General features: G+C 45.9%; 19 protein-coding genes and 1 tRNA gene. 9 read left to right on the top strand and 11 right to left on the bottom strand.

Annotated features, from left to right (window positions below; translation table 11 throughout):
- Window positions 1-154: 154 nt before the first annotated feature.
- The 5 genes from NIES593_RS12200 to NIES593_RS12185 form a co-directional block, all read right to left on the bottom strand.
- The gene (locus NIES593_RS12200; protein WP_073599842.1) at window positions 155-1,978 is read right to left on the bottom strand and encodes an ABC transporter ATP-binding protein; all 1,824 of its coding nucleotides are present in this window, start codon (window positions 1,976-1,978) and stop codon (window positions 155-157) included.
- A complete protein-coding gene (locus NIES593_RS24145; RefSeq protein ID WP_175561115.1) occupies window positions 1,959-2,135 on the bottom strand; it encodes a hypothetical protein in 177 nt (58 codons plus the stop codon). Before NIES593_RS24145 ends, NIES593_RS12200 begins: the two co-directional genes overlap by 20 nt.
- A 93-nt stretch (window positions 2,136-2,228) precedes the next feature.
- Window positions 2,229-2,942, bottom strand: a complete 714-nt coding sequence (locus NIES593_RS12195) for a cytochrome b N-terminal domain-containing protein (protein WP_073599841.1) — start codon at window positions 2,940-2,942, stop codon at window positions 2,229-2,231.
- 37 nt (window positions 2,943-2,979) lie between these two features.
- Entirely contained in the window at window positions 2,980-3,897 is a 918-nt protein-coding gene (locus NIES593_RS12190; RefSeq protein ID WP_073599840.1) for a C69 family dipeptidase, read from the bottom strand.
- 3 nt (window positions 3,898-3,900) lie between these two features.
- On the bottom strand, window positions 3,901-5,922 hold the full coding sequence (locus NIES593_RS12185; protein WP_073599839.1) for an NAD(P)/FAD-dependent oxidoreductase: 2,022 nt from the start codon (window positions 5,920-5,922) through the stop codon (window positions 3,901-3,903).
- A 158-nt stretch (window positions 5,923-6,080) separates the two neighbouring features.
- Here NIES593_RS12185 and NIES593_RS12180 point away from each other — a divergent pair, with 158 nt between their 5' ends.
- Entirely contained in the window at window positions 6,081-6,314 is a 234-nt protein-coding gene (locus NIES593_RS12180) for a type I-E CRISPR-associated protein Cse2/CasB (RefSeq protein ID WP_073599838.1), read from the top strand.
- Between the two features lie 168 nt (window positions 6,315-6,482).
- On the opposite strand, the gene NIES593_RS12175 is transcribed toward NIES593_RS12180, so the two are convergent.
- A complete protein-coding gene (locus NIES593_RS12175; RefSeq protein WP_073599837.1) occupies window positions 6,483-6,995 on the bottom strand; it encodes a hypothetical protein in 513 nt (170 codons plus the stop codon).
- Between the two features lie 105 nt (window positions 6,996-7,100).
- Window positions 7,101-8,735: a B12-binding domain-containing radical SAM protein gene (locus tag NIES593_RS12170; RefSeq protein ID WP_073599836.1), complete on the bottom strand. Its 1,635-nt coding sequence runs from the start codon at window positions 8,733-8,735 to the stop codon at window positions 7,101-7,103.
- A gap of 240 nt (window positions 8,736-8,975) precedes the next feature.
- On the opposite strand from NIES593_RS12170, the gene NIES593_RS12165 reads away from it, so the two are divergent.
- Complete coding sequence (locus NIES593_RS12165; protein ID WP_073599835.1) at window positions 8,976-10,214, top strand: S-layer homology domain-containing protein; 1,239 nt, start codon at window positions 8,976-8,978, stop codon at window positions 10,212-10,214.
- 322 nt (window positions 10,215-10,536) lie between these two features.
- Here NIES593_RS12165 and NIES593_RS12160 read toward each other — a convergent pair whose 3' ends face one another.
- On the bottom strand, window positions 10,537-11,400 hold the full coding sequence (locus NIES593_RS12160) for an NAD(P)-dependent oxidoreductase (RefSeq protein WP_073599834.1): 864 nt from the start codon (window positions 11,398-11,400) through the stop codon (window positions 10,537-10,539).
- Between the two features lie 97 nt (window positions 11,401-11,497).
- Window positions 11,498-12,976, bottom strand: coding sequence for an alanine/glycine:cation symporter family protein (locus NIES593_RS12155; protein WP_083602434.1), 1,479 nt, complete (start codon window positions 12,974-12,976; stop codon window positions 11,498-11,500).
- Between the two features lie 60 nt (window positions 12,977-13,036).
- On the opposite strand from NIES593_RS12155, the gene NIES593_RS12150 reads away from it, so the two are divergent.
- The 3 genes from NIES593_RS12150 to NIES593_RS12140 all read left to right on the top strand — a co-directional run bounded on the left by NIES593_RS12150 (window position 13,037) and on the right by NIES593_RS12140 (window position 15,590).
- Window positions 13,037-14,380, top strand: a complete 1,344-nt coding sequence (locus tag NIES593_RS12150; protein ID WP_073599833.1) for a Mur ligase family protein — start codon at window positions 13,037-13,039, stop codon at window positions 14,378-14,380.
- Window positions 14,381-14,638: 258 nt separating this feature from the next.
- On the top strand, window positions 14,639-15,217 hold the full coding sequence (locus tag NIES593_RS12145) for a DUF4168 domain-containing protein (RefSeq protein ID WP_073599832.1): 579 nt from the start codon (window positions 14,639-14,641) through the stop codon (window positions 15,215-15,217).
- A 55-nt stretch (window positions 15,218-15,272) separates the two neighbouring features.
- Complete coding sequence (locus NIES593_RS12140) at window positions 15,273-15,590, top strand: hypothetical protein (RefSeq protein WP_139253687.1); 318 nt, start codon at window positions 15,273-15,275, stop codon at window positions 15,588-15,590.
- 510 nt (window positions 15,591-16,100) lie between these two features.
- Here the strand turns inward: NIES593_RS12140 and NIES593_RS12135 are convergent.
- Window positions 16,101-16,172 (bottom strand) — tRNA-Val (locus NIES593_RS12135).
- A gap of 113 nt (window positions 16,173-16,285) precedes the next feature.
- Here NIES593_RS12135 and NIES593_RS12130 point away from each other — a divergent pair.
- The 4 genes from NIES593_RS12130 (at window position 16,286) to malQ (ending at window position 20,441) form a co-directional block, all read left to right on the top strand.
- Window positions 16,286-16,837, top strand: coding sequence for a metal-binding protein (locus NIES593_RS12130; protein ID WP_073599830.1), 552 nt, complete (start codon window positions 16,286-16,288; stop codon window positions 16,835-16,837).
- A gap of 145 nt (window positions 16,838-16,982) precedes the next feature.
- Window positions 16,983-17,306: an MGMT family protein gene (locus NIES593_RS12125; protein ID WP_139253695.1), complete on the top strand. Its 324-nt coding sequence runs from the start codon at window positions 16,983-16,985 to the stop codon at window positions 17,304-17,306.
- Window positions 17,307-17,624: 318 nt separating this feature from the next.
- Window positions 17,625-18,842 (top strand): ABC transporter permease, encoded by a 1,218-nt coding sequence (locus tag NIES593_RS12115; RefSeq protein ID WP_073599828.1) that lies wholly within the window; start codon window positions 17,625-17,627, stop codon window positions 18,840-18,842.
- A 93-nt stretch (window positions 18,843-18,935) separates the two neighbouring features.
- Window positions 18,936-20,441, top strand: coding sequence for a 4-alpha-glucanotransferase (gene malQ / locus NIES593_RS12110; RefSeq protein WP_073599827.1), 1,506 nt, complete (start codon window positions 18,936-18,938; stop codon window positions 20,439-20,441).
- Between the two features lie 86 nt (window positions 20,442-20,527).
- Here malQ and NIES593_RS12105 read toward each other — a convergent pair whose 3' ends face one another.
- Window positions 20,528-21,520 carry an adenosine kinase gene (locus NIES593_RS12105; RefSeq protein WP_073599826.1) on the bottom strand — a complete coding sequence of 331 codons (993 nt, stop codon included), beginning with the start codon at window positions 21,518-21,520 and terminating at the stop codon, window positions 20,528-20,530.
- Between the last annotated feature and the right edge of the window lie 40 nt (window positions 21,521-21,560).

The raw sequence follows: 21,560 nt of genomic DNA, 5'->3' as shown, positions 1-21,560 counted from the left end.
CAATCTTTGTCCCCTCATCCCTAAATCCCTTCTCCCACAAGGGGCGAAGGGACTTTAGACTAAAGTCTTAAGTGGAAAGCCCCTCTCTCAGAGCGGGAGAGGGGTTGGGGTGAGGGCGATTTGAGTTTTGCCAGTCAACCAGACAAAGAAACAGTCACTCGCCCGACGATCGAACCAAAGGAAGTTTACGCATTTGCAAAGCATAAAGTCGAGCAAACAGACCTTGATTATCTAGCAGTTGCTGGAGACTGCCGCTCTCGACGATGCGTCCTGTCTCCAAAACGACGATGCGATCGGCTTTGCGGATGGTGGAGAGGCGATGGGCAACGACAAAGGTGGTGCGACCGCCCATCAAGCGCTCTAAGACTTCCTGAATCAAAGATTCTGAGGCAGAATCTAGGGAAGCCGTTGCCTCATCTAGCAGCAACACGCGAGGATTGCGGATGAGCGCGCGGGCGATCGCGATTCGCTGACGCTGTCCGCCAGAGAGTCTCACCCCATTTTCCCCAATCGGGGTATTGAGTCCTTGAGGTAGTTCATCGATAAATTCGAGGGCGTTAGCATCCTCGATCGCTTGCTTCAATTGTGCCTCGCCTGCCCCAGCGGTTCCGTAGAGAATATTTTCCTCAACCGTTCCCTCAAATAAAATTGTCTCCTGAGAGACTACGGAAAGAAAACGCCGATAGGTTCTCAGATCTAAGGTATTGAGATCGCGTCCGTCGAGGAAAATTCGTCCGGCGCTCGGACGCAAAAAGCCGATAATTAGATTGAGAAGGGTGGATTTGCCCGCGCCCGAAGCACCGACGATCGCGATAGTTTCTCCTGGACTGACGGTGAGGGAAAAATCGACAAGGGCGGGTTTTTCGGCATAGGGATAGGTAAAATCGACCGACTCGAAAGTAAAAGCCCCTCGAACTTCAGTAACGAGAATTTTGCCATGATTGGGTTCTATTTGCGGGCATTCGAGAATTTCTCCAACCGAGCGAATGGCATCGAATCCTCTCCCGATTTGCGGTAGGACGGCAAGAATCTGTAACACCGAAGTCGTCAGCGAGTCAAAATAGCCAGTCAGTAAGACGACGCTACCCGCAGTGACTCCAAATTGACCTTTATAGGCAAAAACAGCTGAGACAATCAGACACAGACAACCAAACAGCCGTAACGTCACCCAGGAGGCGGCACCTGCGATCGCATTAATGCGATCGACGCGCATTGCCGCCTCCTGAAATAAAATAAGCTTGTTGTGAGTGCGATCGATTTCAGTGCTTTCTGCCCCATGAGCGCGAGTTATGGGAATTAGCTTGACCATTTCAACCAGATACGCCGACATGGTTTCATACTGTTGCCGTAACTTCTGATTGCGATCGCTGAGCGGTTTTGTCAGTACTCGCATTAAAATAACGGTTAGCGGTACGGTTGCCAGGAAAAACAGTAAGAAACCAGGAACGCGAATGCCTGTTACAATCAGTGCGATGAGAATGGTTAGCAGCGCAGAGGGCAAAAATTCAAATAACTGACTGCTCAGCAGTTGAATCGATTCCACATCTCTGAGAAGCTTGGATTGCAGGAGTCCCGTACTGTTTTGCCAATAAAATTCTAGGGAGAGTTCTTGCAGTCGTCGAATCAGTGCAGCGCGCAGTCTGGACTCCATTCTTCGAGTCGCTAAACTCATAAATCGGACGTATAGATAGTGAGTGGGAATATTCTGTACTACAGAAACCGCAAAGATAGCGCCATTCAACCAGAGTTCCCAGAAAGCATGTTGGCTCGGAGCCGAGACAATATCGATAATATTAGCCAGGATGAGGGGTCTAAGCCATTCAGGACTGTGCTTGATGACATAAAACAGCATTGACAGCCCAATATTTCTCAGATCTCGGCGATAAAGCAAGAGCAAAGTTCTGAAAGGATGTTTTCCTCGATAGTTTTGGATCGTTAAACGGAGTAACTGTTCGGAGTCAGAAAGAGAATGTTTCATCGCTGTTTTTAACTGTTATAAGAACTATCTGACTGTCGATTGAGACTCTGAGTACGGAGATAATACCAATTTTCAGGTTTTCGTGAGCGACATTCTTCTCCCCTCTCCCTATTTGGGAGAGGGGTTGGGGGTGAGGGCGATCGACTACCTGTGTCATTAATGCATGAGAAATGGTATAACAAGCCGTAACACTAAAACTGACCGCTAGCTGCGGTCAGTTTTCTTTCAGCGATTCGCTATTGGCTAAAAATTATGCTAATCCTTCCCCAGGTTTTAGTTGTGTATTAACTCGAACCTCCTCAGCAGGAGGAGTTAGATCGGATTGAGACTGTTCGATATCTTTTGGGGTTTCAGTTTTTATAGACAGGGATTGACGCTGTTTATCTTGACGTTCTTGGAAAAGTAGTCCGACTAAATGAATTATCGAGAGAAGGACTGCTACGCTTGAGAGTATGTAGCTGTGCAGGGCAAACAAGTGTTGAAGCGTAACCGTTCCAATTGCTTCGCCACCCGTCAGAAACTCTCTCAGGGGTTGACCGATAAACGGTATACTTTCAATAATGCCAAGTTCGAGAGTCAAACGCCAATACCCTGTTTGAGTCCATTCGAGATTCATTGCCGTCCAGCTCAACGCGATCGCGCTTAAGGTTAACGCGATTCCTGAAATCCAGGCAGTCAGCCAACCGAAGCGAAATTGCCGTCCTAAAAACATCACGACAATTTGCACTAGCGCGACCACAATCAGTCCGTTACCTGCAATGTCGTGCAAGCTGCGAATTAGCCAACCGTTGGGAATTTCGGTGGCGATGCGCTCGATCGATGCAAAGGCTTCGCCCGCAGAAGGTGAATAGTAAAATGCTAGAAGAACTCCCGTGGATGCTGCGAGCAAGCATAAAGTTAGCGTTGCAATTGCCAGAAAGGTTGCTAGTCGCCGGACGATAAAAGTGTAGCTTAGGCTTTCCATAGACGTTACCTTTAGCTTTTGTTAAGTTTTATTACGTTTATTGTAATCTTTTTGAAATGTAGTCTTGCTGGCAAGGAAAAGGCTTTTCGATAAACCAATGTTCGCATTCATTTTTTGAAAGCGAAGAAATTTGACTGCCCCTCGTTTCAAAATCCCCATGCATGCAGACATTGCTAATATGGTCGCGCAAGATCGATTTAGCCGTTTCTAGAGAAAAATTGCCGCTATGTAACTGGCATAATTGCCTAACTCTACCTTCCCTCGAATAGGGCGATAGGGAGTCTTCAACGCTGCCTTCAGAGAAGATTTTGGCAAAGTCAAAATCGCCTTCACTTTTACATAGTCCCATGTCTATAGCGTAGGCGATCGCGTCTTTGTGGCGCAAATCTCCTTTACCTCTGATACTGAGTTGATTGGAAATCGATCGCGTGCCGCTAGTGACTCTCTCGGCAACCCAGTATTTGCCAGCAGTTTCTAGTACCCAAGCTTCATTGCGATCGGCTATCAGAAAAGAGTTATGATAGTTCATCGAAAAGTGTTCGGCACAATTGCCGCCTTGCCCGTGTTGCTCCAGCAGATCGATAATAATCTGTAGGGCACGATAAGCTGTCTTGCCCCGTTCTAATCCCAACCTAACTAAATCCATTCCCAGCAAACCCTTCTGGTGATAAGGTTCGATTGTCCAAACCGCCTCGTTGCCAATAACTACCCCACATTCATTGGCACCCATTTCCGCACCCCACATCCACTTAGGTTGGGAGAGAATGACGGCAAAGGTTTTCTCAACCTGGGGAATTCTAATATAAGTACATTCCACCAACTCGCCTGGAGAATGAGTTATCGTCGGGAGAACGATGACTTCTTGAATTTCTCCGGCAGGGCGATCGCTATTTTTCCCAAAAATTACGTCACTATTACAGGTAGCATCTGATAGGGCAACAAAGGTATCGCACATAGTCTAGATTGATTTTGGATTAAGACTGTATCTCAAACTCAACAATCGCAGCCATAAGGCTGGATAGTTCTTTTCTAGCCAAGGTTGTGAGTGTTGCAACCATTTGGGGAACCATCCACTTAACAACCAGTTTTTGAGCGCATCGAGGGTAAAATCCCAGTAAGATCCCAGCCAGCGCACCATATCTCGACTTCCCGCCATCTCCCAGATCCATAGAAGTAAAGCAGGATTTTTCCAGGCAGCTTTAAGGGCGAGTTGGTTAAACATCGACCAACTGGTTCGATCTTTGATAAATGTCTCAGCAACATCTGGGGGTGCGTCAGCAAGCAATCCAAAAAAATTGTTGAGCATAGCATTGATGCGTTGGGGCGGTAAAGTCATCCCCGTCGGCACCATCATTCCCTTAGAAAACAGCCAAGTGACGGCAACGTTACTTTGATAGGCGCGAATCTGATTCAGATTTTCTGCGTTTAATAAGTTATGTTTTAAAGCAATATCTAGTAAAGTTGTGAGGCGATCGAGATTGCGTACCAAAGAGCCAAAACCCGTAAAAATTAAAGGAGATTGAAGCGAAGCGGCATCTCCAATGGCTAATAAGCGATCGAATGCCACCGCGCGATCGCGGCTTCCCACGCTAAAGTGACCGGGAATATACCCAAAAGTCGGTTTTTTCCAAGTCAACTTCTCCAAATCGCAGCGTCGATACTCCGGCAGAATTGTAAAGAAATCTTCATACATTTCTAATAAAGAGCCGGGATTGTCGGGATGCACCTGATGATAGTGAAACAGATAAATGGTCAGTTCCTTTCCTTGTGCTGGAAACAACTCCCAAATCAGTTGTCGTCCGCGAGAAATATCGCCGTGGGAGTTGAGAACGTCCCCATAGTTAGAATCCCATACCTGTGGTTCAATGCCCTCTAAGACAGCGCCTACCGTAGGACAAACACTATCAAAAGTCCGCTTGCCATTAAGTTGCCAAGCGATCGGCGATGCCGTCCCCATCGCATCGATCAGTAACCGTCCGCTTGCCTGTTTGGGTTCTCCCGTCGGCAAATGTACCAATTGAACCGTTACTTTCTCCGAGTCGATATCTGCACGAATAAATTCAGTTTCATCCCAAATTTCTCCGCCTGCTTGACGTAATTTTTCGCCGCACAAACTCAGCCATCTGTCGGAGGCAAGGGCTACATTCAACACCGTCGGCGTATGTAAAATCTCGGCTTTGAGATGTGGAGGCAGATTGCCATCAAAAAATTTATTGAACCCATCGACATATTCTCTGGCGATGATGCTTTCGCATTCGTCGGGGGTTAATAACCCCAAATCGAGTAAACTCTGTAACTCGGATCGCGAAATATTCCACTCGCGATTCATCCGTCCAAAGGGCAATCGTTCCACTAGCAAGACTCGATACCCTAACTTCGCCATCACTGCTGCATGAATCACCCCTAACGCCCCACCAATATAGATTAGGTCGTAATCGGGAGACGCGCCATGTTGCGTTTCTACATTTTCTTGTGCCTTAAACACCACCTGCTTTGGTTGTTGAGGATGGCGAACGCTTTCGCGCCAACGTTTTTCCCACCAGTAAACCCGTTTGAGATCGTATTCCCCTTGAGGCATTTTTTGAAAAAAATGAACCGTTTTGGGATAGTAGGGGTCTAAAGCCTCAAAAATAGATTGTTTGGATAAATCAATCTCTGGAAGTTCTGGATATTGCTGAGGAAATCGATTTCTTATGTTGGTAACCAATTGCTGTAAAATTCTTTCTTCGGATGGAACTCTTTTCGATCCCCAGCGAAATACTTTTAGATAAGTGGTACGCTGAACCGACCAAACAAAAATCGAGAGTTCGCTTTCCGAAATTTCTTGAGGGTGTTTTGAAGTATCTTGGGAAAATTGCAGGCGAATGCCATCAGGGGTATTGATTATTTGCCCCAGATCTGGTTTCCATTTCTGCTGTAGCCAGATACGTACGCCAACTGTATCCGCTGTTGGAACTTCTATATAGAGGATTTCTTGCATATCGAGCAAAGGCTTGATCTAATAGTTAAAAGAAAATACGGAACTAATGACGGTGAAAGTAGGCTAAACTTTTTTATACTAAATCCTTAAAAGCACTTAAAAAAAGTTTACATTTTGACCCCTTTAGTAAGATTATCTGATGCTATCGCGAAACCGTTATGAATTACTCTATTCCAGTTAATCCTGAAGAAATTATGGCGCTCCGTCAGCGCCCCGTTGACGAAGAAATGATTGCTGTGGCGATCGCGGGTCTCGTTAAGATGGCGCGTTCTCAGGGACAGTCTCTGGATGATTTAACAGCCGAGGTATTACAGGACGATCCCATTCTCGATCGCGTTCAACGACGCTGGTTAAGCGACATCGTAGCTCAAGCGTGGAAAACTATGCCATAGACGAGCAAGATGCTCCCAGGTAAAGGCAAGCAAGCGAGACACTAGCACTACTAATTAAACAAATCGATCCTATCTCGGCCAACTTCTTTGCGTCTTTGCGCCTTGGCGTGAGATTTCAAAAGACTTTTGCAATAGACTTATCTCTCAGATTGTGCCGAATGCAATATCCTACTGGTTAGGACACTGACAATTACAAGCATCCGTTGATACTGCGCCTGCAATATTAATATCGCGAAATTGAACTTTGCCGGACGAATCCCCATAATAAGGGAGATCGAGAACAGCAAACCGGGCGACATTTGGCGGAATTTCAAAAGATACGCTGCCTTTGACGGGAATACCTTGCGGGATGACAACATAGACAGACGATCCAACTTCCCTTCCTTTGCCGGTATAAATATTGCCACTCTTATCGATCGCTCGCAGCATAGAATCGCCATTGATTCCAAAACCTCGCTCTTTAATTCCTTGATTGGTTATCAGCAAGGAGCAAGTAACGTTGATATCTTCCCTCTGACAACCTTTAAGCTCAATTTTGAAATCGTTTTCTACTCGAATGAAGGGATTGTTGGCATTAGACGGTTGGGATAGTTGAGGAGACTGAGCTAAAGTCGGAAAATTAACTACAGAGTCGAATAAAATTCCAGAAACTACAAAAAGCAAAGCTAATCTTTTACTCATTGTTGCTCCTCACCCCCAACCCCTCTCCCTATTTGGGAGAGGGGAGAAGAATGTCGATCGCGAAAACCTGAAAATTGGTATAAGCGATCGCTCTATTGGTAAACCCTACCCGACGGGTTCGACTAATCGACTGGCGTTAAAATGACCGATCGCTTCGTGCAAATGCTTAATTAATGTTGACTGAGGAAGGGGTCCTTCTAGATGATGCCAAGGTAAAATTTGGTCGGTTCCCCAGTCGGTATGAACGTAGTAATCGAGGTTGGGTAACTGTTCTTTGAGTTGTTTAAAAGCACGTTTATAACTCCCAAGGGAATCGCCATACTGTCGGGTGAGTTCTAAGACTTGAGAAAGACGACGATCGCCCCTCGAAATTAACGCTTGAATGACCGACCAGTTATAGCTTTCGGGACGAAAATCGATGCCGCGCGATCGCAGTTGTTTTTCTAACCACTTCAATCTTTTTTGCGCGTCGCGATTCACCCCGAACCACTGAAATGGGGTATGAGATTTCGGTACGAAAGTGCTGCATCCCAGCGTCAATCGCAAACCGGGAGCTGCTTTTTTCACTGCTTGCAGCATTTCCACCGTTGCTTCGACATCCGCTTCTTCTTCCCCTGGAATTCCCACCATGCCATAAAATTTAATCGCCCCCAAACCGCCAGCTTTGGCATTGATAGCAGCTTGAATTATCTCTTCATTGGTCAGTTTCTTATTAATAATTCGTCTAATTTTTTCCGAACCACTTTCAACCGCGATCGTAATCGAACGAGTACCGCGTTCTGCTAGCGTTCTAGCTAATTTTTCGGTCACGGTATTGGTGCGTACCGAAGCAATACTCAGTCGCACGTTTTTGTATTGCGGTTGAGACAAATAATCTAATAATTTTTCAAACTCTGGATGTTGAGTAACGGATGCGCCTAATAAACCGATTCTATCGGTAACTTTTAATCCCCGTTCGATCGCAGGAATTAAAGATTCTTCTAAACTTGCTGTCCGAAACGGCAAGGTGAGATAACTTGCCAAACAGAAGCGGCACATTTCCGGGCAACTGCGTACCACTTCCACCATATAAATATTTTCCCAAGCTGCTTTTTCGGTCACGACAGCTGAAGCAGACAGAATATTTCCTCGGTAAGTTTGTTTTTGTATTCGGGTGGGAATTTCAGAATCTATCGCTGCGATCGATTGAATTTTTCCCTTTTGACGGTCATAAGTAACTTCATATAAACTGGGAACGTAAATACCTGGAACTTGCGCGAGATAGCGCAATTTAGTTTGACGATCTGCGCTTCTAACTTCCTGATAAGCATCAATAAAATTATCGAGTAAATTTTCCCCATCTCCTAACAAAATGAGGTCGAAGAAATCTGCAAACGGTTCCGGGTTAGCCGTCAATACAGGACCGCCACCAAAAACGAGGGGATGGGTATCGTCGCGTTCGGCAGCACGAATAAGAATTTCTAAGGATTCGAGAAGATTGAGAATATTAATATAATCCAGTTCCCAGGAAAAAGAAAAACCCAACAGTTCTGGCGATCGCGGCAGGGTTTCACAAACGTCGGTAAAAAGGCGACTGACGCGGAGATCGGGACGCATTGCCAAAGTTGCCCAAACAACCTGATAGCCTAAGCTGGTAATTCCCACACTATATTCATTGGGAAAGGCAAAAATCACCGGAATGGCATCGGGGTTGGGGGAAGCAGGAGTAAATAGAAGGCGTTCGCAGTCAAATACAGTCACGGATTAGACGAATCTTAGTTCGCTAGCAGGTTCCATATACTATTGTAGAAGCCAGTTGAGATAACTAATTGAATGATTGCCAGGATTCGTGTTGGATTTAGCAGAGATTTTGTGAGCGATCGCAATTTGACACAATTCTAGTTAAGTTTCCTATGTGGCAAGTTGTCATCCAAAAGGCATTACCTCTGCGCTAGCCTAGTACTAGATAGTCACCCTTCCGCATCCTCGATTGATTCAACTGTGTTGCCTAAAAAATACGCTACGATTCGCATCGGTCTATTAGCCCTTCTGCTGACTACATTAACAGCCTGTAGCGGTATGGAAAGCGCGTTCGCGCCCGATCCGAAACTGAAAAATAACTCTTCTACGCCTACCGCTTCCTCTTCAGAGACTCAGCCTCCTCAAACCCAAGGTCAATTACCGGATGCTTTTCCTGCGGATATTCCTCGCTATCCAACCGCACAATTTTTGGCGGCAGAACCCGGATTGACCGCCGCACAAGGCATCACGCGCTGGCAATCTAACGATCCCAGCAATGCGATCGCCACTTTTTATCAACAGCAATTTCAGTCTGGAGGTTGGCAGATTGTTACGCCTTTCCCGACAGAGGGAGGTAATGCAGAAAATGTCTTGGTAGCGCGTCAGAACGACTTAGAAGTAAAAATATCGATCGCTTCATCCTCTCCAACCGAATTTGCGATCGCCTACCAGCGAAATAATAACGCTGCCAACTCGCCAACAGATAACCCTACACCCACTCAACTCGCCTCAGATACTCCCTTAGAATTTTCCGATCTCGATCGCATTGCCGAACCTTGGCGCGGATACGTCCAAGATCTAGCTGCTTTAGGAGTTTTAATCTCGAATCAAAACCAAGGCGATCGGTTTAATCCCGATGCCATTATTACGCGCCGAGAATATGCCCGTTGGCTAGTCGCGGCGAATAATAAATTATTTGCCAACCAACCAGGCAAACAACTTCGTCTCGCTGCTAATAACTCGCAACCCGTTTTTCAAGACGTACCGAAAAACGATCCCGATTTTGCTGCTATTCAGGGACTTGCAGAGGCAGGGTTTATTGCTTCGACGTTGACTGGGGATAATTCTGCTATGCTGTTTCGTCCCGATGCCCCTTTGACGCGAGAAGATCTCATTGCCTGGAAAGTTGCGCTGGATCGTCGCAAAGCCTTACCCTCAGCTTCGATCGATCAAATCAAACAGACTTGGGGCTTCCAAGATGCTACCAAAATCGATCCTAAAGCACTGCGATCGCTCTATGCCGACTACCAAAATAGCGGACAAGCAAACATCAGTCGCGTCTTTGGTTCGACTACCCTTTTTCAACCGAAAAAAAATGTAACTCGCGCCGAAGCTGCCGCCGCACTCTGGTATTTTGGATTCCAAGGAGATGGGATCTCTGCCAGAGATGCCTTGCAGATACAAACGCAACAGACTGCTAACCAGAATCAAAATCAGTGAGGTATTTAGACGTATTGACAGAAAAAGCGCAGGAAGCTGCAAACCCCTATCTTTTAAGTGGGGGGATACGGCACGCGGCACATTGATTTTTACACGAATTAAGTTATCTTACTAACTAAAGTGTCTCAAAGTTTTGGTTCTACAGAATCTAACGAATAGCATTGTTTATTCCCTGAATAACCGTGTTGGTAATTTTTATGGCACTGGGTGACGATCGAGGCGCGATCGCAAAAACTCTCAAGCTTGTCTTAAGATTTACTTTATGCATAGCCTTTTAGTGGAGCTTTTCTGCTAACAACTAACCAATAACCACTAACAAAATTCAATCTTGAGAATCGATCGCAGAAAAAATTGCTGAATAATCTTCGTCAGAAAAACTTAATTCTACAGCTTTTCGAACAATTTGACGCACGCCTTCTAAACTAGCTAGATTGATACCGATTTCTTGCCCCTGGGCGAGAAATAAGTCAACATCTTTGAGTAAATGCTTAGTAGGAAAATTGGGATTATCGTAATTGCGATCGCGCATTCGCTGTAATTTCTTATCAAAGGTTGGTGCATACAAGGCACTTTGGCGCAAAATCTGCATAAATTTTTCGACATCAACCCCCTGACGCTGCACAAAACTGAGACTGAGGGCAAATGCACTTGTCAGAGAAGCAATTAATTGATTCAATGCCAATTTCATTGCCGCAGCAGTGCCAACTTCGCCAATTAGCATCGGTTCGGAACCAAAATTTTGTAGGAGTCCAGACCATTTTTTAAACTGTGCCTTAGTTCCTCCTACCATGACTAATAATTGACCTGCTTTCGCTTCTGGAATGCTACCTAAAACAGGCGCTTCTAAATAATCTCCGCCTTTTTCTGTGACTGCTTTCTGAATTTCTCGACTTTGAGATGGAGAGATCGTCCCCATTTGAATAACAGTGCGATTGGTTAAGGATGATGCAACATTTTCAGATAAGATAACTTCTTTAATCGCATCAGCATTAGCGAGCATTAAAATCAAACAATCCGATGCTTGAATCGCTTCAATTGGAGAATTGGCAATTTCTGCACCTGCTTCTTTGAGAGGTTCTAATTTTGATTGGGTGCGATTGTATGCGATCGCAGAAACTTGGGCAGATAACAATCGTTTTACCATTGCTTGTCCCATCAATCCAGTTCCCAAAAATCCTATTTTCATGGCAAATAAATAATTAATTTCAACATTTATCAAACATAGTTGAATCGAATTGATGATAGAGTTTTAATTCAGTCTGCGATCGCAATAAAATTCATGTTTAATTGATAAGCGATCGCTCGGAATTTAGATGGCTTTTAAGGCTAGATTTCTGACGATTTAAGCGTGTCCAGTAATCTTTTAAATCTCTAGCAACTTTCCCAGACAAAAGCATACAACCGATTAAATTGGGAATCGCTGTTGCTAGGAGCATCATATCACTGAAATCGACGATCGCGCCTAAATTAACAATCGAACCCACAAAGATACACGCCAGAAAAAGTATCTTAAAAATCCCAACGCTGGATTCGCCCAATAAATATGCCCAGCATCGCTCTCCATAGTAACTCCAAGCGATCGTCGTCGAAAAGGCAAACAGAAAAATAATGACGGTTAACAGCAAAGGAAACCAATCGATAACCGTCTCAAATGCCACTGCAACGATCTCGGAACCGGAACCAATTTCTGCTATCTGGCTACCATACGTGCCAGTGATAATCACCACCAAGGCAGTCAGGTTGCAGATGATAACCGTATCGATAAACGGTTCCAAAATTGCCACAACTCCTTCCCTGACGGGTTCTTTCATCTTAGCAGCTGCATGGGCGATCGCGGCAAATCCCAATCCGGCATTGTTAGAAAAGGCACTGCGGCGAACCCCCTGCACTAATGCGCCAGCTAAGCCTCCTGCCAACGCCTCTGGGGACATGCCTTGCCCGACGATTAACATCGCGGCATTAGGAATCTCAGTAAACTTAATTCCCAACACCCACAGACAAGCAACGATATACACTGTCACCATCGTCGGGATTAAGCGACTGGCAACGACGCTGATGCGGCTAATGCCGCCGAGAATGACCAGTCCGACCAAAATAGCCGCGATAATGCCAAATAACCAGTTATAATTTGCCGCCATCGGCGTAACTTTCACAAAAGCGGCAAAAGCTTGATTCGCCTGGAACATATTGCCGCCGCCCAAAGCTGCCCCGATGCCAAAAAAGGCAAAGGAAAGCGCCAAAACCTTACCCAGTTTTGGCAGTCCGAGTTCTGACAATCCCCCAGACAGATAGTACATCGGTCCTCCAGTCAGAGTACCATCGAGTCTGACGGCACGATATTTCAGCCCTAACGTACATTCGACAAACTTGCTGGACATCCCCAAAAGTGCTGCAACCGTCATCCAAAAAACGGCACCGGGACCGCCCACTTGAATTGCGATTGCAACTCCAGCAATATTTCCCAACCCCACGCTTCCCGATAAAGCCGTCGCTAGCGCCCCAAAAGAAGATAATTCTCCTTTGCTGTGAGTGCGATCGCGATCGTATTTTCCGCTGGCTACTTTTAGGGCATGATTGAATCCTTGGACATTAATAAACCCCATGCGCCAGGTGAAGAAGATGCCTCCTCCCAGCAACCAGAGGATAATCAGAGGGATGCCGCCAAGAGATACGAAAAGAACTTTTTCGGCTGCGGCAACCATTCGCGAAAAGACTGCATCAATGGAGTCTAGAGATAGGAATATCAAATGAGTTTCAACCATCACTAAAATTACTTTCCATATTGTAAATTTATGTTAATTCCAGGGGTAGCCGTTAATTGTATGAAACTGCCAGACAGAATTCGTTTAGCCTTAGCCGTTGGAGTCGCTAAAACCGTTACCGCGATCGTTCGCGGCTTGAAGCTTGGGGCAGCAAGCGTCCTGCCGGGAGAAATTGCCCGTCGCCTTCATCCTCGGTTGCTATCGCTGCTGTGCGAACAAGTAAATCGCGGCGTAATTCTCGTTGTCGGCACCAATGGCAAAACCACCACATCCCTGCTGCTGCGAACGATTTTGTCAAGTCAGGGATGGAAAGTCGCGCACAATGCAACGGGCGCCAATTTGCTGAATGGATTGATTACCGCACTTCTGGGCAATACCAATCTAGTCGGTCAATTAAGGGCAGATTACGCCATTTTAGAGGTCGATGAGAATGTTTTGCCTCTGGTGTTGCGAGAATGCCAGCCACGCATTATCCTAGCCTTGAATTTATTTCGCGATCAGCTCGATCGCTACGGCGAAGTCGATACCATTAGCCGACGCTGGCAAGAAGCGATTTCTCCCTTACCCCAAGACACCATCGTCGTTCTCAATGCAGACGATCCCACCCTTTCTCATCTAGGGCAACAGTTACCCCAACGGGTGCGATTTTTTGGCTTAAGCGAACCTTCCCTCTATCTCGACAAAATTCCCCATGCCGTAGACTCGATTTACTGCCCTAGCTGCGGACATCCTTTAGACTATCGAGGCGTTTACCTGTCTCATTTGGGAGATTTTCAGTGTCTAAATTGCGGTTTTAGCAAAAGTCAACCTGCCTTAGACAGTCAGGAGTGGCCGCAAATTCTCATCGGCGTTTATAACAAATACAATACCCTAGCGGCTGGCTTAGTTGCCCAAGAAATCGGCATCGAGAGGAATGCTATTTTTGAGATCGTCAAAAACTTCAAAGCCGCTTTTGGCAGGGCTGAAGAATTAACCGTTAATGGCAGGCACGTGAGAATTTTACTCTCAAAAAATCCCGTCGGCATGAACGAGACAATTCGGACGGTTAATGAGATTAAAAAAACGGGGAAAGCTTCTGTCGTGTTGCTGGTTTTGAACGATCGCATCCCCGACGGCACGGACGTTTCTTGGATTTGGGACGTGGATACAGAAAAGCTGGTAGACGGCGGAGGAACGCTAATTGTCAGCGGCGATCGCGTTTACGATCTGGCGTTGCGCTTACAATACAGTCGAGAGCAAACCAATGGAAACGACGATGTGCGGTTAATTATCAGAGAAAATTTAGAACAAGCGATCGCTACTGCCTTAGAATTCACTCCCGCTAGCGAAACTCTTCATATTCTTCCAACATATTCTGCCATGCTCGAAGTCAGACAAGTGCTAACGGGACGCAAGATTTTATAACACCAAAGATAGAATTTTAAATTTGCACTTTTGGTAGATGCGATCGCGCTTGCAAGCGCAATTGAGCCTTCGATCTACAAATCGCATTCCAATCTAAAGTTTAAAATCCACAATTCAAAATCGAAAGACTATCGAAATCTTTACTTTTTGCTTTTAGATTTAGGTAGAGAAAATTCAGGGATTCAACCCGAAGAAGCCTAGTCTCGCTATTGGTTGCGGCTTGTAGCAGTGCTGGCAGTCGTAAAGGAAAAAAAGGTCATGTACAAACGGATATTATTAGGGAGTTTTGCGCTTACCCTATTGATGGCGGCGGGTTTGCCCATTCGCGCCCAGACGACGGAAAGATCTCCTGCAACTCAGGAAACAGAGCAAGCCCCTGCAACGCGGGATTCGCAACAAGCGCCTGCAACTCAAGATTCGCAACAAGCGCCTGCAACTCAAGGGCAAGAAGCACCCCAATCATCGCAGGTTTCTCAAGAAGACCTTCAGAAATTCGCTAACGCCATCAAGCAAATACAAACTATTCAGAAAGATTATCAAGGTCGGATGGTTCAAGCTGTTGAGGGCGAAGGACTTAGCCAAGAGCGATTCATGGAGATCCAACAATCTCAAAGCAATCCTTCCGCTCAGCCGAGTACCCAAATTTCTAACGAAGAGAAGCAAAGTTTTGAGCAAGCCAATGCTAAAGTATCGCAACTTCAGCAAGAGGCTGAGTCAAAGATGAAAGAAGCCGTTCAAGCTCAGGGATTAGATATACAGCGTTTTAATGAAATTTTTGCAGCGATTCAACAAGATCCATCCCTGCAACAGCAAGTTCAGCAAATGATTCAACAATAGCTTGTCTGAAGTGGCAAAAGCATCGAAAAACAAGTTAACTATAGGAGGTTTTACAATGAAGAAGTTAATCGCTTTATCGGTTATTCTTGGTTTGACATCTTTTCTAGGCGCATGCGCTTCGCAGGAGTCTCCTTCAGATACTACCGCGCCTTCAGGTACGGAACAGACTGCGCCTGGTAGCGATCCGACAGCTCCCACAGGCACTGAATCTCCTGCTGCTCCAGATAGCACTTCGCCCGAAAGTACCGCTCCTGGAACAACCGATCCTGCCAGCGATCCCACTAAGTCTGAAACCAAAGAAGAACCCAGCGATGCTGGAAGTATGACAGCTCCCCAAGAAGCTCCGACAGAACCATCTGGTACGGGCAACTAATTAGTTGGTCATAACAATCTGCTTAAATGGGTAAAGCGATCGCTTTATCCATTTATGTTATGTATGATAGGCAAAAGATTTTTTCTTCTATCCTGGCATGCGCACGGATTTGGGAATTAATATCAAGTTGCACTCAAAAATATTACCTGTCATTGGAGAGCGTGCGATCTGAAGCGCAGCGTAGCCTCCAGCGACAGCGAGGGGAAAGAATCGCCTCGATCCTTTGCTATCGTTCAGGATGACATTTTTGAATATATTAACGTCAGTTCGGTATAAGACAATTTAGCCAGTGTTTCTACGAAAGAATAACTCTTTCAGACAACGACCGAATTAGGGTTTCTGCTTATCCCGAACTCAGGTTATATTAACCCGGCAATGTAAGTCGCGAAAGGAAAACCGGGTTTTTCAAGGGCTTTAGCCCAAAAAATGCAAGATCGATGATTGCCGATTTAATGAATGCCTTGCCCGGATTTACCCCGTTCAATTGCCAAACGCTGCTATTCTTTAACATGGGCGGTATTGGATTTGAACCAATGACTCTCTGCTTGTAAGGCAGATACTCTACCGCTGAGTTAACCGCCCGCAACCATGCTTACTGAGTATAACACGATTTTATTTGAAAACAACACTTCGAGCAACTTGAGCCAGAAAAGTCGTGTCTAGATCGATCGCTGGCTTAGTTTTAGATTTTATCTATGCCTTCTGGTCGAACTCACGATCGCATTACCTTATGGAGTCTGCCACCGATCGCAGGACTTTCTTATCTGCTAACTCGCGAGGGCGAATTGACATTCATCGTCGCAGGCGCTTTTTTATTCGGCGGATTGATGTTTGGTCCCGATTTGGATATTTACTCGCTTCAGTATAAGCGTTGGGGAAAGTTGCGTTGGATTTGGAAACCTTACCAAATGCTCGTCACTCACCGTTCCCAACTCTCCCACGGGTTGATTATCGGTACGACCTTACGGATAATCTATTTGCTGATTTGTGCGATCGCGATCGCAACACCGGGAGTCGCGATCGCGCAATTAATTTGGGGATTTGACTGGAATTGGCAACAAGTCGCTCGCACTGCGATTCAATCGATTTCTCAGAATTATCGCCAAGAAGCGATCGCGCTAGTCATCGGTTTAGAACTAGGCGCGATGAGTCATTCGCTTAGCGATTGGATCGGTTCTACCTGCAAGCGCTGGCAAAAGAAACGCTCTTTCAAAAGTAAAAAGGAAAAAGTAAAAAGGAAAAAGTAATTTTTAAGTCAGAGATCCTCCGCCCTTTTACAGCAGAGCCTCCTGTGACCGAAGTGAATAGAAGACAAGATTTTTTCTCCTTTCCCCCAATCGACCAATGCCTGTCTCTCAGAAAACTGAAAACTGCTTTATTTTTGCCTTGCCTATGAGTGCCTACGACAAGATCTATGCGATCGTGCAGCAAATTTCTTATGGTCGCGTAGCAACTTACGGACAAGTAGCGGAATTAGCCGGTCTCTACGGACAAGCGCGTTTGGTTGGATATGCACTCTATCAAATTAACACAAGCGCATCCGAAATTCCTTGGCATCGAGTGATTAATGCCAAAGGAGAAATTTCCTATTCGAGTTTGCGACGCGGGGACGATTATCTACAGCGATCGCTCCTAGAAGACGAGGGGATCGAATTCAGTCAAGACGGTAAGATTGACTTGCGCCGCTATCAATGGCAACCCGAAAATCACATTTAGTCGTTAGCAAGTTAAACAAAAACTACAGAATGTCTACTCAGCATTTTTCTATGCCACGATGGGAGTAAACAAAATCGCTAACCATGACCCTAATCGATACTCATAGTTTTCATACTTTGACAAATATTTTAGGGACGCTTTTGTTTATCGCATTTATAATTTGGGCTTTGTGGTTTGCCTCACAAATGGATTAGCCCAGTTCGGTAACTTTTGTTGTCTCGATCTTTCTTGAGTGAAGTCAAAATTTAGCCGCAAGTTCCGGATTCATCCGTAAGATCGATCCACAATCAATAATCCAAAATCGATTGATTTTCAATCATGGCACTAATTGAAAACACCAAAATGGCTTTCTCAGCGCTGCTAGCTCATAAACTCCGCAGCAGCTTGACGATGGTAGGCATCGCTGTTGGTAACGCTTCCGTTATCGCCATGGTTGCCATAGGAGAAGGCGCGCAAAAAATGACAGCCAAACAATTCGAGTCTCTCGGACCGAAAGTTCTTTACGTCAGTCTCACTGCCCCAAAAATTAGAAGAGTTCTTTCAGAGACGACCAAACCGCTAGTTCTAGCAGATGCAGAAGCGATCGCGACGCAAGTGCCAACCGTAGCTGGGGTAGCCCCTGAAATTCATTCAAAACAACTATTAACCTATCGCCAGCAATCGATCGACAGTCAAATTGTGGGAACGACGGCAAGCTATCTTAACGTTCGCAACTTTAAAATGGCGCGGGGAAGATTTCTCAGCGCCGTCGATTTCAAGCGCAACCATCGCGTCGCGGTACTCGGTGCCGAAATTGCCGAGCGATTGTTCGGCAAACAAAACCCGGTGGGAAAATCGATTCGTATCAAACAAACAAGTTTTCAAGTCGTCGGCGTGCTTGCTCCCAAGGGAATGCTATTTGGAACCAATCAGGACGATAAAGCGATCGTTCCTCTAACAACGATGGCCTATCAACTCCTAGGAAGGACTTCTCCTTACGGAATTCCCCTCAGCGTTATTGCGATTTCGGCTAGAGATAAAAATAGCATCAGTGCCGCTCAGTTTCAGGTAACGAATTTGCTGCGAGTGCGAGATAAAAATCGACAAGAGGATGCCGTCAATATCTATCCCCAAAAGGCTTTGATGGAAACGGCGCAAAAGACCGATCGCGGATTGACAATGATGCTAGCTGCGATCGCGGCGATTTCTCTATTCGTCGGCGGAATTGGGGTGATGAATATCATGCTGGTTTCGGTGACGGAACGAACGCAGGAAATCGGGCTGCGCAAAGCGATCGGAGCAAAAGAGCGAGATATTCTCTTTCAGTTTTTGCTAGAAGCTGTCATTCTGGGCACCACGGGAGGGGTTATCGGCGTTCTTCTAGGAGTTGGGGGAGTTACCATTACCAGCGCCGTTTCTTCGCTTTACACCAGTCTGTCGCCCATTGCTATTATCGCGGCGGTAGGCACTTCCGGCACCGTCGGTCTATTTTTCGGCGTATTGCCTGCAAAAAGAGCCGCTAAACTCGACCCAATCGCTGCCTTGAGAAATTCTTAACTCTGGTCGGGTATAATTTTGCTTTATCTTATCCTGGTTTTTGTGTTAAAAATCCTCAAGCAACATCAATCGGATAAGGGGCTGCAACCATTAATGTTTGATAAAAGAGCGAGCGGTATTTTATTGCATCCTACCTGTTTTCCCAGCCGTTTTGGGATTGGCGATCTAGGAGAGGAAGCTGATCGATTTATTGATTTTTTGGCAGATAGCTACCAGCAAGTATGGCAAATTCTGCCCCTGGGACCGACGGGCTACGGGAATTCTCCTTATCTATCTTATTCGGCGCTAGCTGGCAATCCTCTGCTTATCAGCCCCGAAAAACTGGTAGAAGATGAGTTACTCGACGAGGAAGATTTTGCCAATTTGCCGGATTTTCCGTTAGATAGAGTAGATTTTGAATTGGTGACTCAAACCAAGATGCCACTCCTTCAAAAAGCAAGCCAGACTTTTAAGCAGGGAGCATCTGAAGAACTACAAGAAGAATTCGAGAAATTTTGCGATCGCCATAGCGATTGGTTAGAGGATTACGCCTTATTCATGTCTCTCAAACAAGTGTTCGAGGGAGAGAGTTGGAACAGGTGGGATAAAGACATTGCCAAACGAAAACCCGACGCGATCGCCCAATGGAAAGATCGTCTCGGCGAGTCAATTTTCTTTCAGAAATTCCTGCAATTTCAGTTTTTCCGCCAATGGTCTGCCCTCAAACAATACGCCAATGAAAAAGGCATTAGTATCTTTGGCGATATTCCCATTTACGTCGCCCACGACAGTGTAGACGTTTGGGCAAATCCCGAACTCTTTTGTTTAGATGAAGAAACTGGGGAAGCGGCTTTGATGGCAGGCGTTCCGCCAGATTATTTCAGCGAAACGGGACAGTTGTGGGGCAACCCCGTTTACGACTGGGAAAAACACCAACAAACCAATTTTGCCTGGTGGATGCGCCGAGTTGAGGGAATATTGGAGTATGTAGATATCATCCGCATCGATCATTTTCGCGGCTTTGAGGCTTTCTGGGCCGTCCCTCAAGGCGAAGAAACCGCGATGAATGGAGAATGGATAGAAGCCCCTGGAGAAGCTTTCTTTAACCTGCTCAAGCAAAAATTAGGCAAACTGCCAATCGTAGCCGAAGATTTGGGCGTAATTACGCCAGAAGTCGAAGCTTTGCGCGATAAGTTTGGCTTTCCAGGCATGAAAATTCTACAATTTGCTTTCGATTCGGATCGCGCCAATCCCTTTTTACCTTTCAATTATGTCAATCGCAATTGCATCGTTTATACGGGCACTCACGATAACGATACGACGGTGGGATGGTTTAATGCGCGATCGCCTGAAGAACAGGCGCGCGTGGTAGATTATTTGGGCTGCCTTTGTCCCGATGGCATTCACTGGAGTTTGATCCGCCTTGCCCTCGGTTCGGTTGCCAATCAAGCCATTTTTCCTTTCCAGGATCTGCTGGGTTTGGGAAACGATGCTCGCATGAATACGCCAAGCGTCCCCGATGGGAATTGGGGCTGGCGCTATCGTGCCGAAGCGGTAAACTCGGAAGTCGGCGAGCATCTCAAATATTTGACCTATCTCTATGGTCGCGCGCCATACTAATACTAATTAGTCGTCCTTGTTAATCTTACAAAGTGGTGCGCTACAAACTGTAACGCACCATACTAATTACTAATCAATAAAAAATATCAGCGCAGACTGGCAATTAGAGATTGCATTTCTTGTGCCTCTAATCTCGGACCAAAACGAGTCACAATTCGAGAGGCAGCCAGAGAAGCTAACTTGCCTGCTTCGGAATAGCTCATGCCGTGAGTAATCCCGTATAGAAAAGCCCCCGCATACATATCGCCAGCGCCAACGGTATCGATCGCCTGCACTTTAACTGCATCGATCTCGATAAGCTTTTGACCGTCATAAATAAGAGAACCTTTCGCGCCACGGGTAATAGCAAAGCTTTTGGCTAAGGTTTTGAAGTATTCTAGCGCTTGAGCAAGCGCATTAGTTTTAGCCATCTTGAGCGCTTCAGCTTCATTGGCAAAAACCAAATCCAATCCCGAACCGATAACTTTCAGAAGTCCCTCTTGAAAAAATTCCACCATATTGGGATCGGATAAAGACAAAGCCGTTTTCACCCCAGCCTGTTGAGCGATTTCGCGGGCTTTAATGGCTGCGGCTTTTGCAGTAGGCGAAGAAACGAGATAGCCTTCCACATATAGATATTCCGACTCGACTAGCGCTTCTGGAACGATTTCCACTTCGGATAGGTTTGCCGTGATGCCTAAAAACGTATTCATGGTGCGATCGGCATCTGGAGTAACCAAGACCAGACATTTTCCCGTAATCCCGCTTTCTTCATCGCCATTGTGGGAATTGGTATCCAATCCGCAGCGGCGTAAATCTTCCAGATAAAAATAACCGCTCTCGTCCTTGGCAACTTTACAAGAATAAAAGCCTTTACCCCCTAACTGAGCGATCGCGACCATCGTGTTCGCTGCCGAACCGCCACTGCTTTTTTTACAGCGCAAACCGTCTACTTGCGCCATAATTTCTGTTTGGCGCGCTTCGTCCACCAACGTCATGACCCCTTTATCGATCTTCAACTGTTGCAGGAATTCGGGGGTGACTTCAAATTCCATATCGACTAAAGCATTACCAATTCCGTATACGTGATATTTACCCATAGACTTCTATCGTTTGAGAGGAATTTTTCTAGATATTAAG

The organism is Hydrococcus rivularis NIES-593 (assembly GCF_001904635.1).
GTDB classification, from domain to species: Bacteria; Cyanobacteriota; Cyanobacteriia; order Cyanobacteriales; family Microcystaceae; genus Hydrococcus; species Hydrococcus rivularis.
Note: the sequence above shows the minus strand (reverse complement) of the source record. Positions and strands in the feature narration are given on the sequence as shown.

What these genes read in the sequence shown, in the direction of transcription:
- NIES593_RS12140 (WP_139253687.1), top strand. Translation starts at nt 15,273, where the DNA reads ATGAAGAAGTTAATCGCTTTATCGGTTATTCTTGGTTTGACATCTTTT.
- NIES593_RS12175 (WP_073599837.1), bottom strand. Translation starts at nt 6,995, where the DNA reads ATGAGTAAAAGATTAGCTTTGCTTTTTGTAGTTTCTGGAATTTTATTC.
- NIES593_RS12200 (WP_073599842.1), bottom strand. Translation starts at nt 1,978, where the DNA reads ATGAAACATTCTCTTTCTGACTCCGAACAGTTACTCCGTTTAACGATC.
- NIES593_RS12130 (WP_073599830.1), top strand. Translation starts at nt 16,286, where the DNA reads ATGCCTTCTGGTCGAACTCACGATCGCATTACCTTATGGAGTCTGCCA.
- NIES593_RS12180 (WP_073599838.1), top strand. Translation starts at nt 6,081, where the DNA reads ATGAATTACTCTATTCCAGTTAATCCTGAAGAAATTATGGCGCTCCGT.
- NIES593_RS12190 (WP_073599840.1), bottom strand. Translation starts at nt 3,897, where the DNA reads ATGTGCGATACCTTTGTTGCCCTATCAGATGCTACCTGTAATAGTGAC.
- NIES593_RS12145 (WP_073599832.1), top strand. Translation starts at nt 14,639, where the DNA reads ATGTACAAACGGATATTATTAGGGAGTTTTGCGCTTACCCTATTGATG.
- NIES593_RS12115 (WP_073599828.1), top strand. Translation starts at nt 17,625, where the DNA reads ATGGCACTAATTGAAAACACCAAAATGGCTTTCTCAGCGCTGCTAGCT.
- NIES593_RS12185 (WP_073599839.1), bottom strand. Translation starts at nt 5,922, where the DNA reads ATGCAAGAAATCCTCTATATAGAAGTTCCAACAGCGGATACAGTTGGC.
- NIES593_RS12150 (WP_073599833.1), top strand. Translation starts at nt 13,037, where the DNA reads ATGAAACTGCCAGACAGAATTCGTTTAGCCTTAGCCGTTGGAGTCGCT.
- NIES593_RS12160 (WP_073599834.1), bottom strand. Translation starts at nt 11,400, where the DNA reads ATGAAAATAGGATTTTTGGGAACTGGATTGATGGGACAAGCAATGGTA.
- NIES593_RS12105 (WP_073599826.1), bottom strand. Translation starts at nt 21,520, where the DNA reads ATGGGTAAATATCACGTATACGGAATTGGTAATGCTTTAGTCGATATG.
- malQ (WP_073599827.1), top strand. Translation starts at nt 18,936, where the DNA reads ATGTTTGATAAAAGAGCGAGCGGTATTTTATTGCATCCTACCTGTTTT.
- NIES593_RS12155 (WP_083602434.1), bottom strand. Translation starts at nt 12,976, where the DNA reads ATGGTTGAAACTCATTTGATATTCCTATCTCTAGACTCCATTGATGCA.
- NIES593_RS24145 (WP_175561115.1), bottom strand. Translation starts at nt 2,135, where the DNA reads ATGACACAGGTAGTCGATCGCCCTCACCCCCAACCCCTCTCCCAAATA.
- NIES593_RS12125 (WP_139253695.1), top strand. Translation starts at nt 16,983, where the DNA reads ATGAGTGCCTACGACAAGATCTATGCGATCGTGCAGCAAATTTCTTAT.
- NIES593_RS12195 (WP_073599841.1), bottom strand. Translation starts at nt 2,942, where the DNA reads ATGGAAAGCCTAAGCTACACTTTTATCGTCCGGCGACTAGCAACCTTT.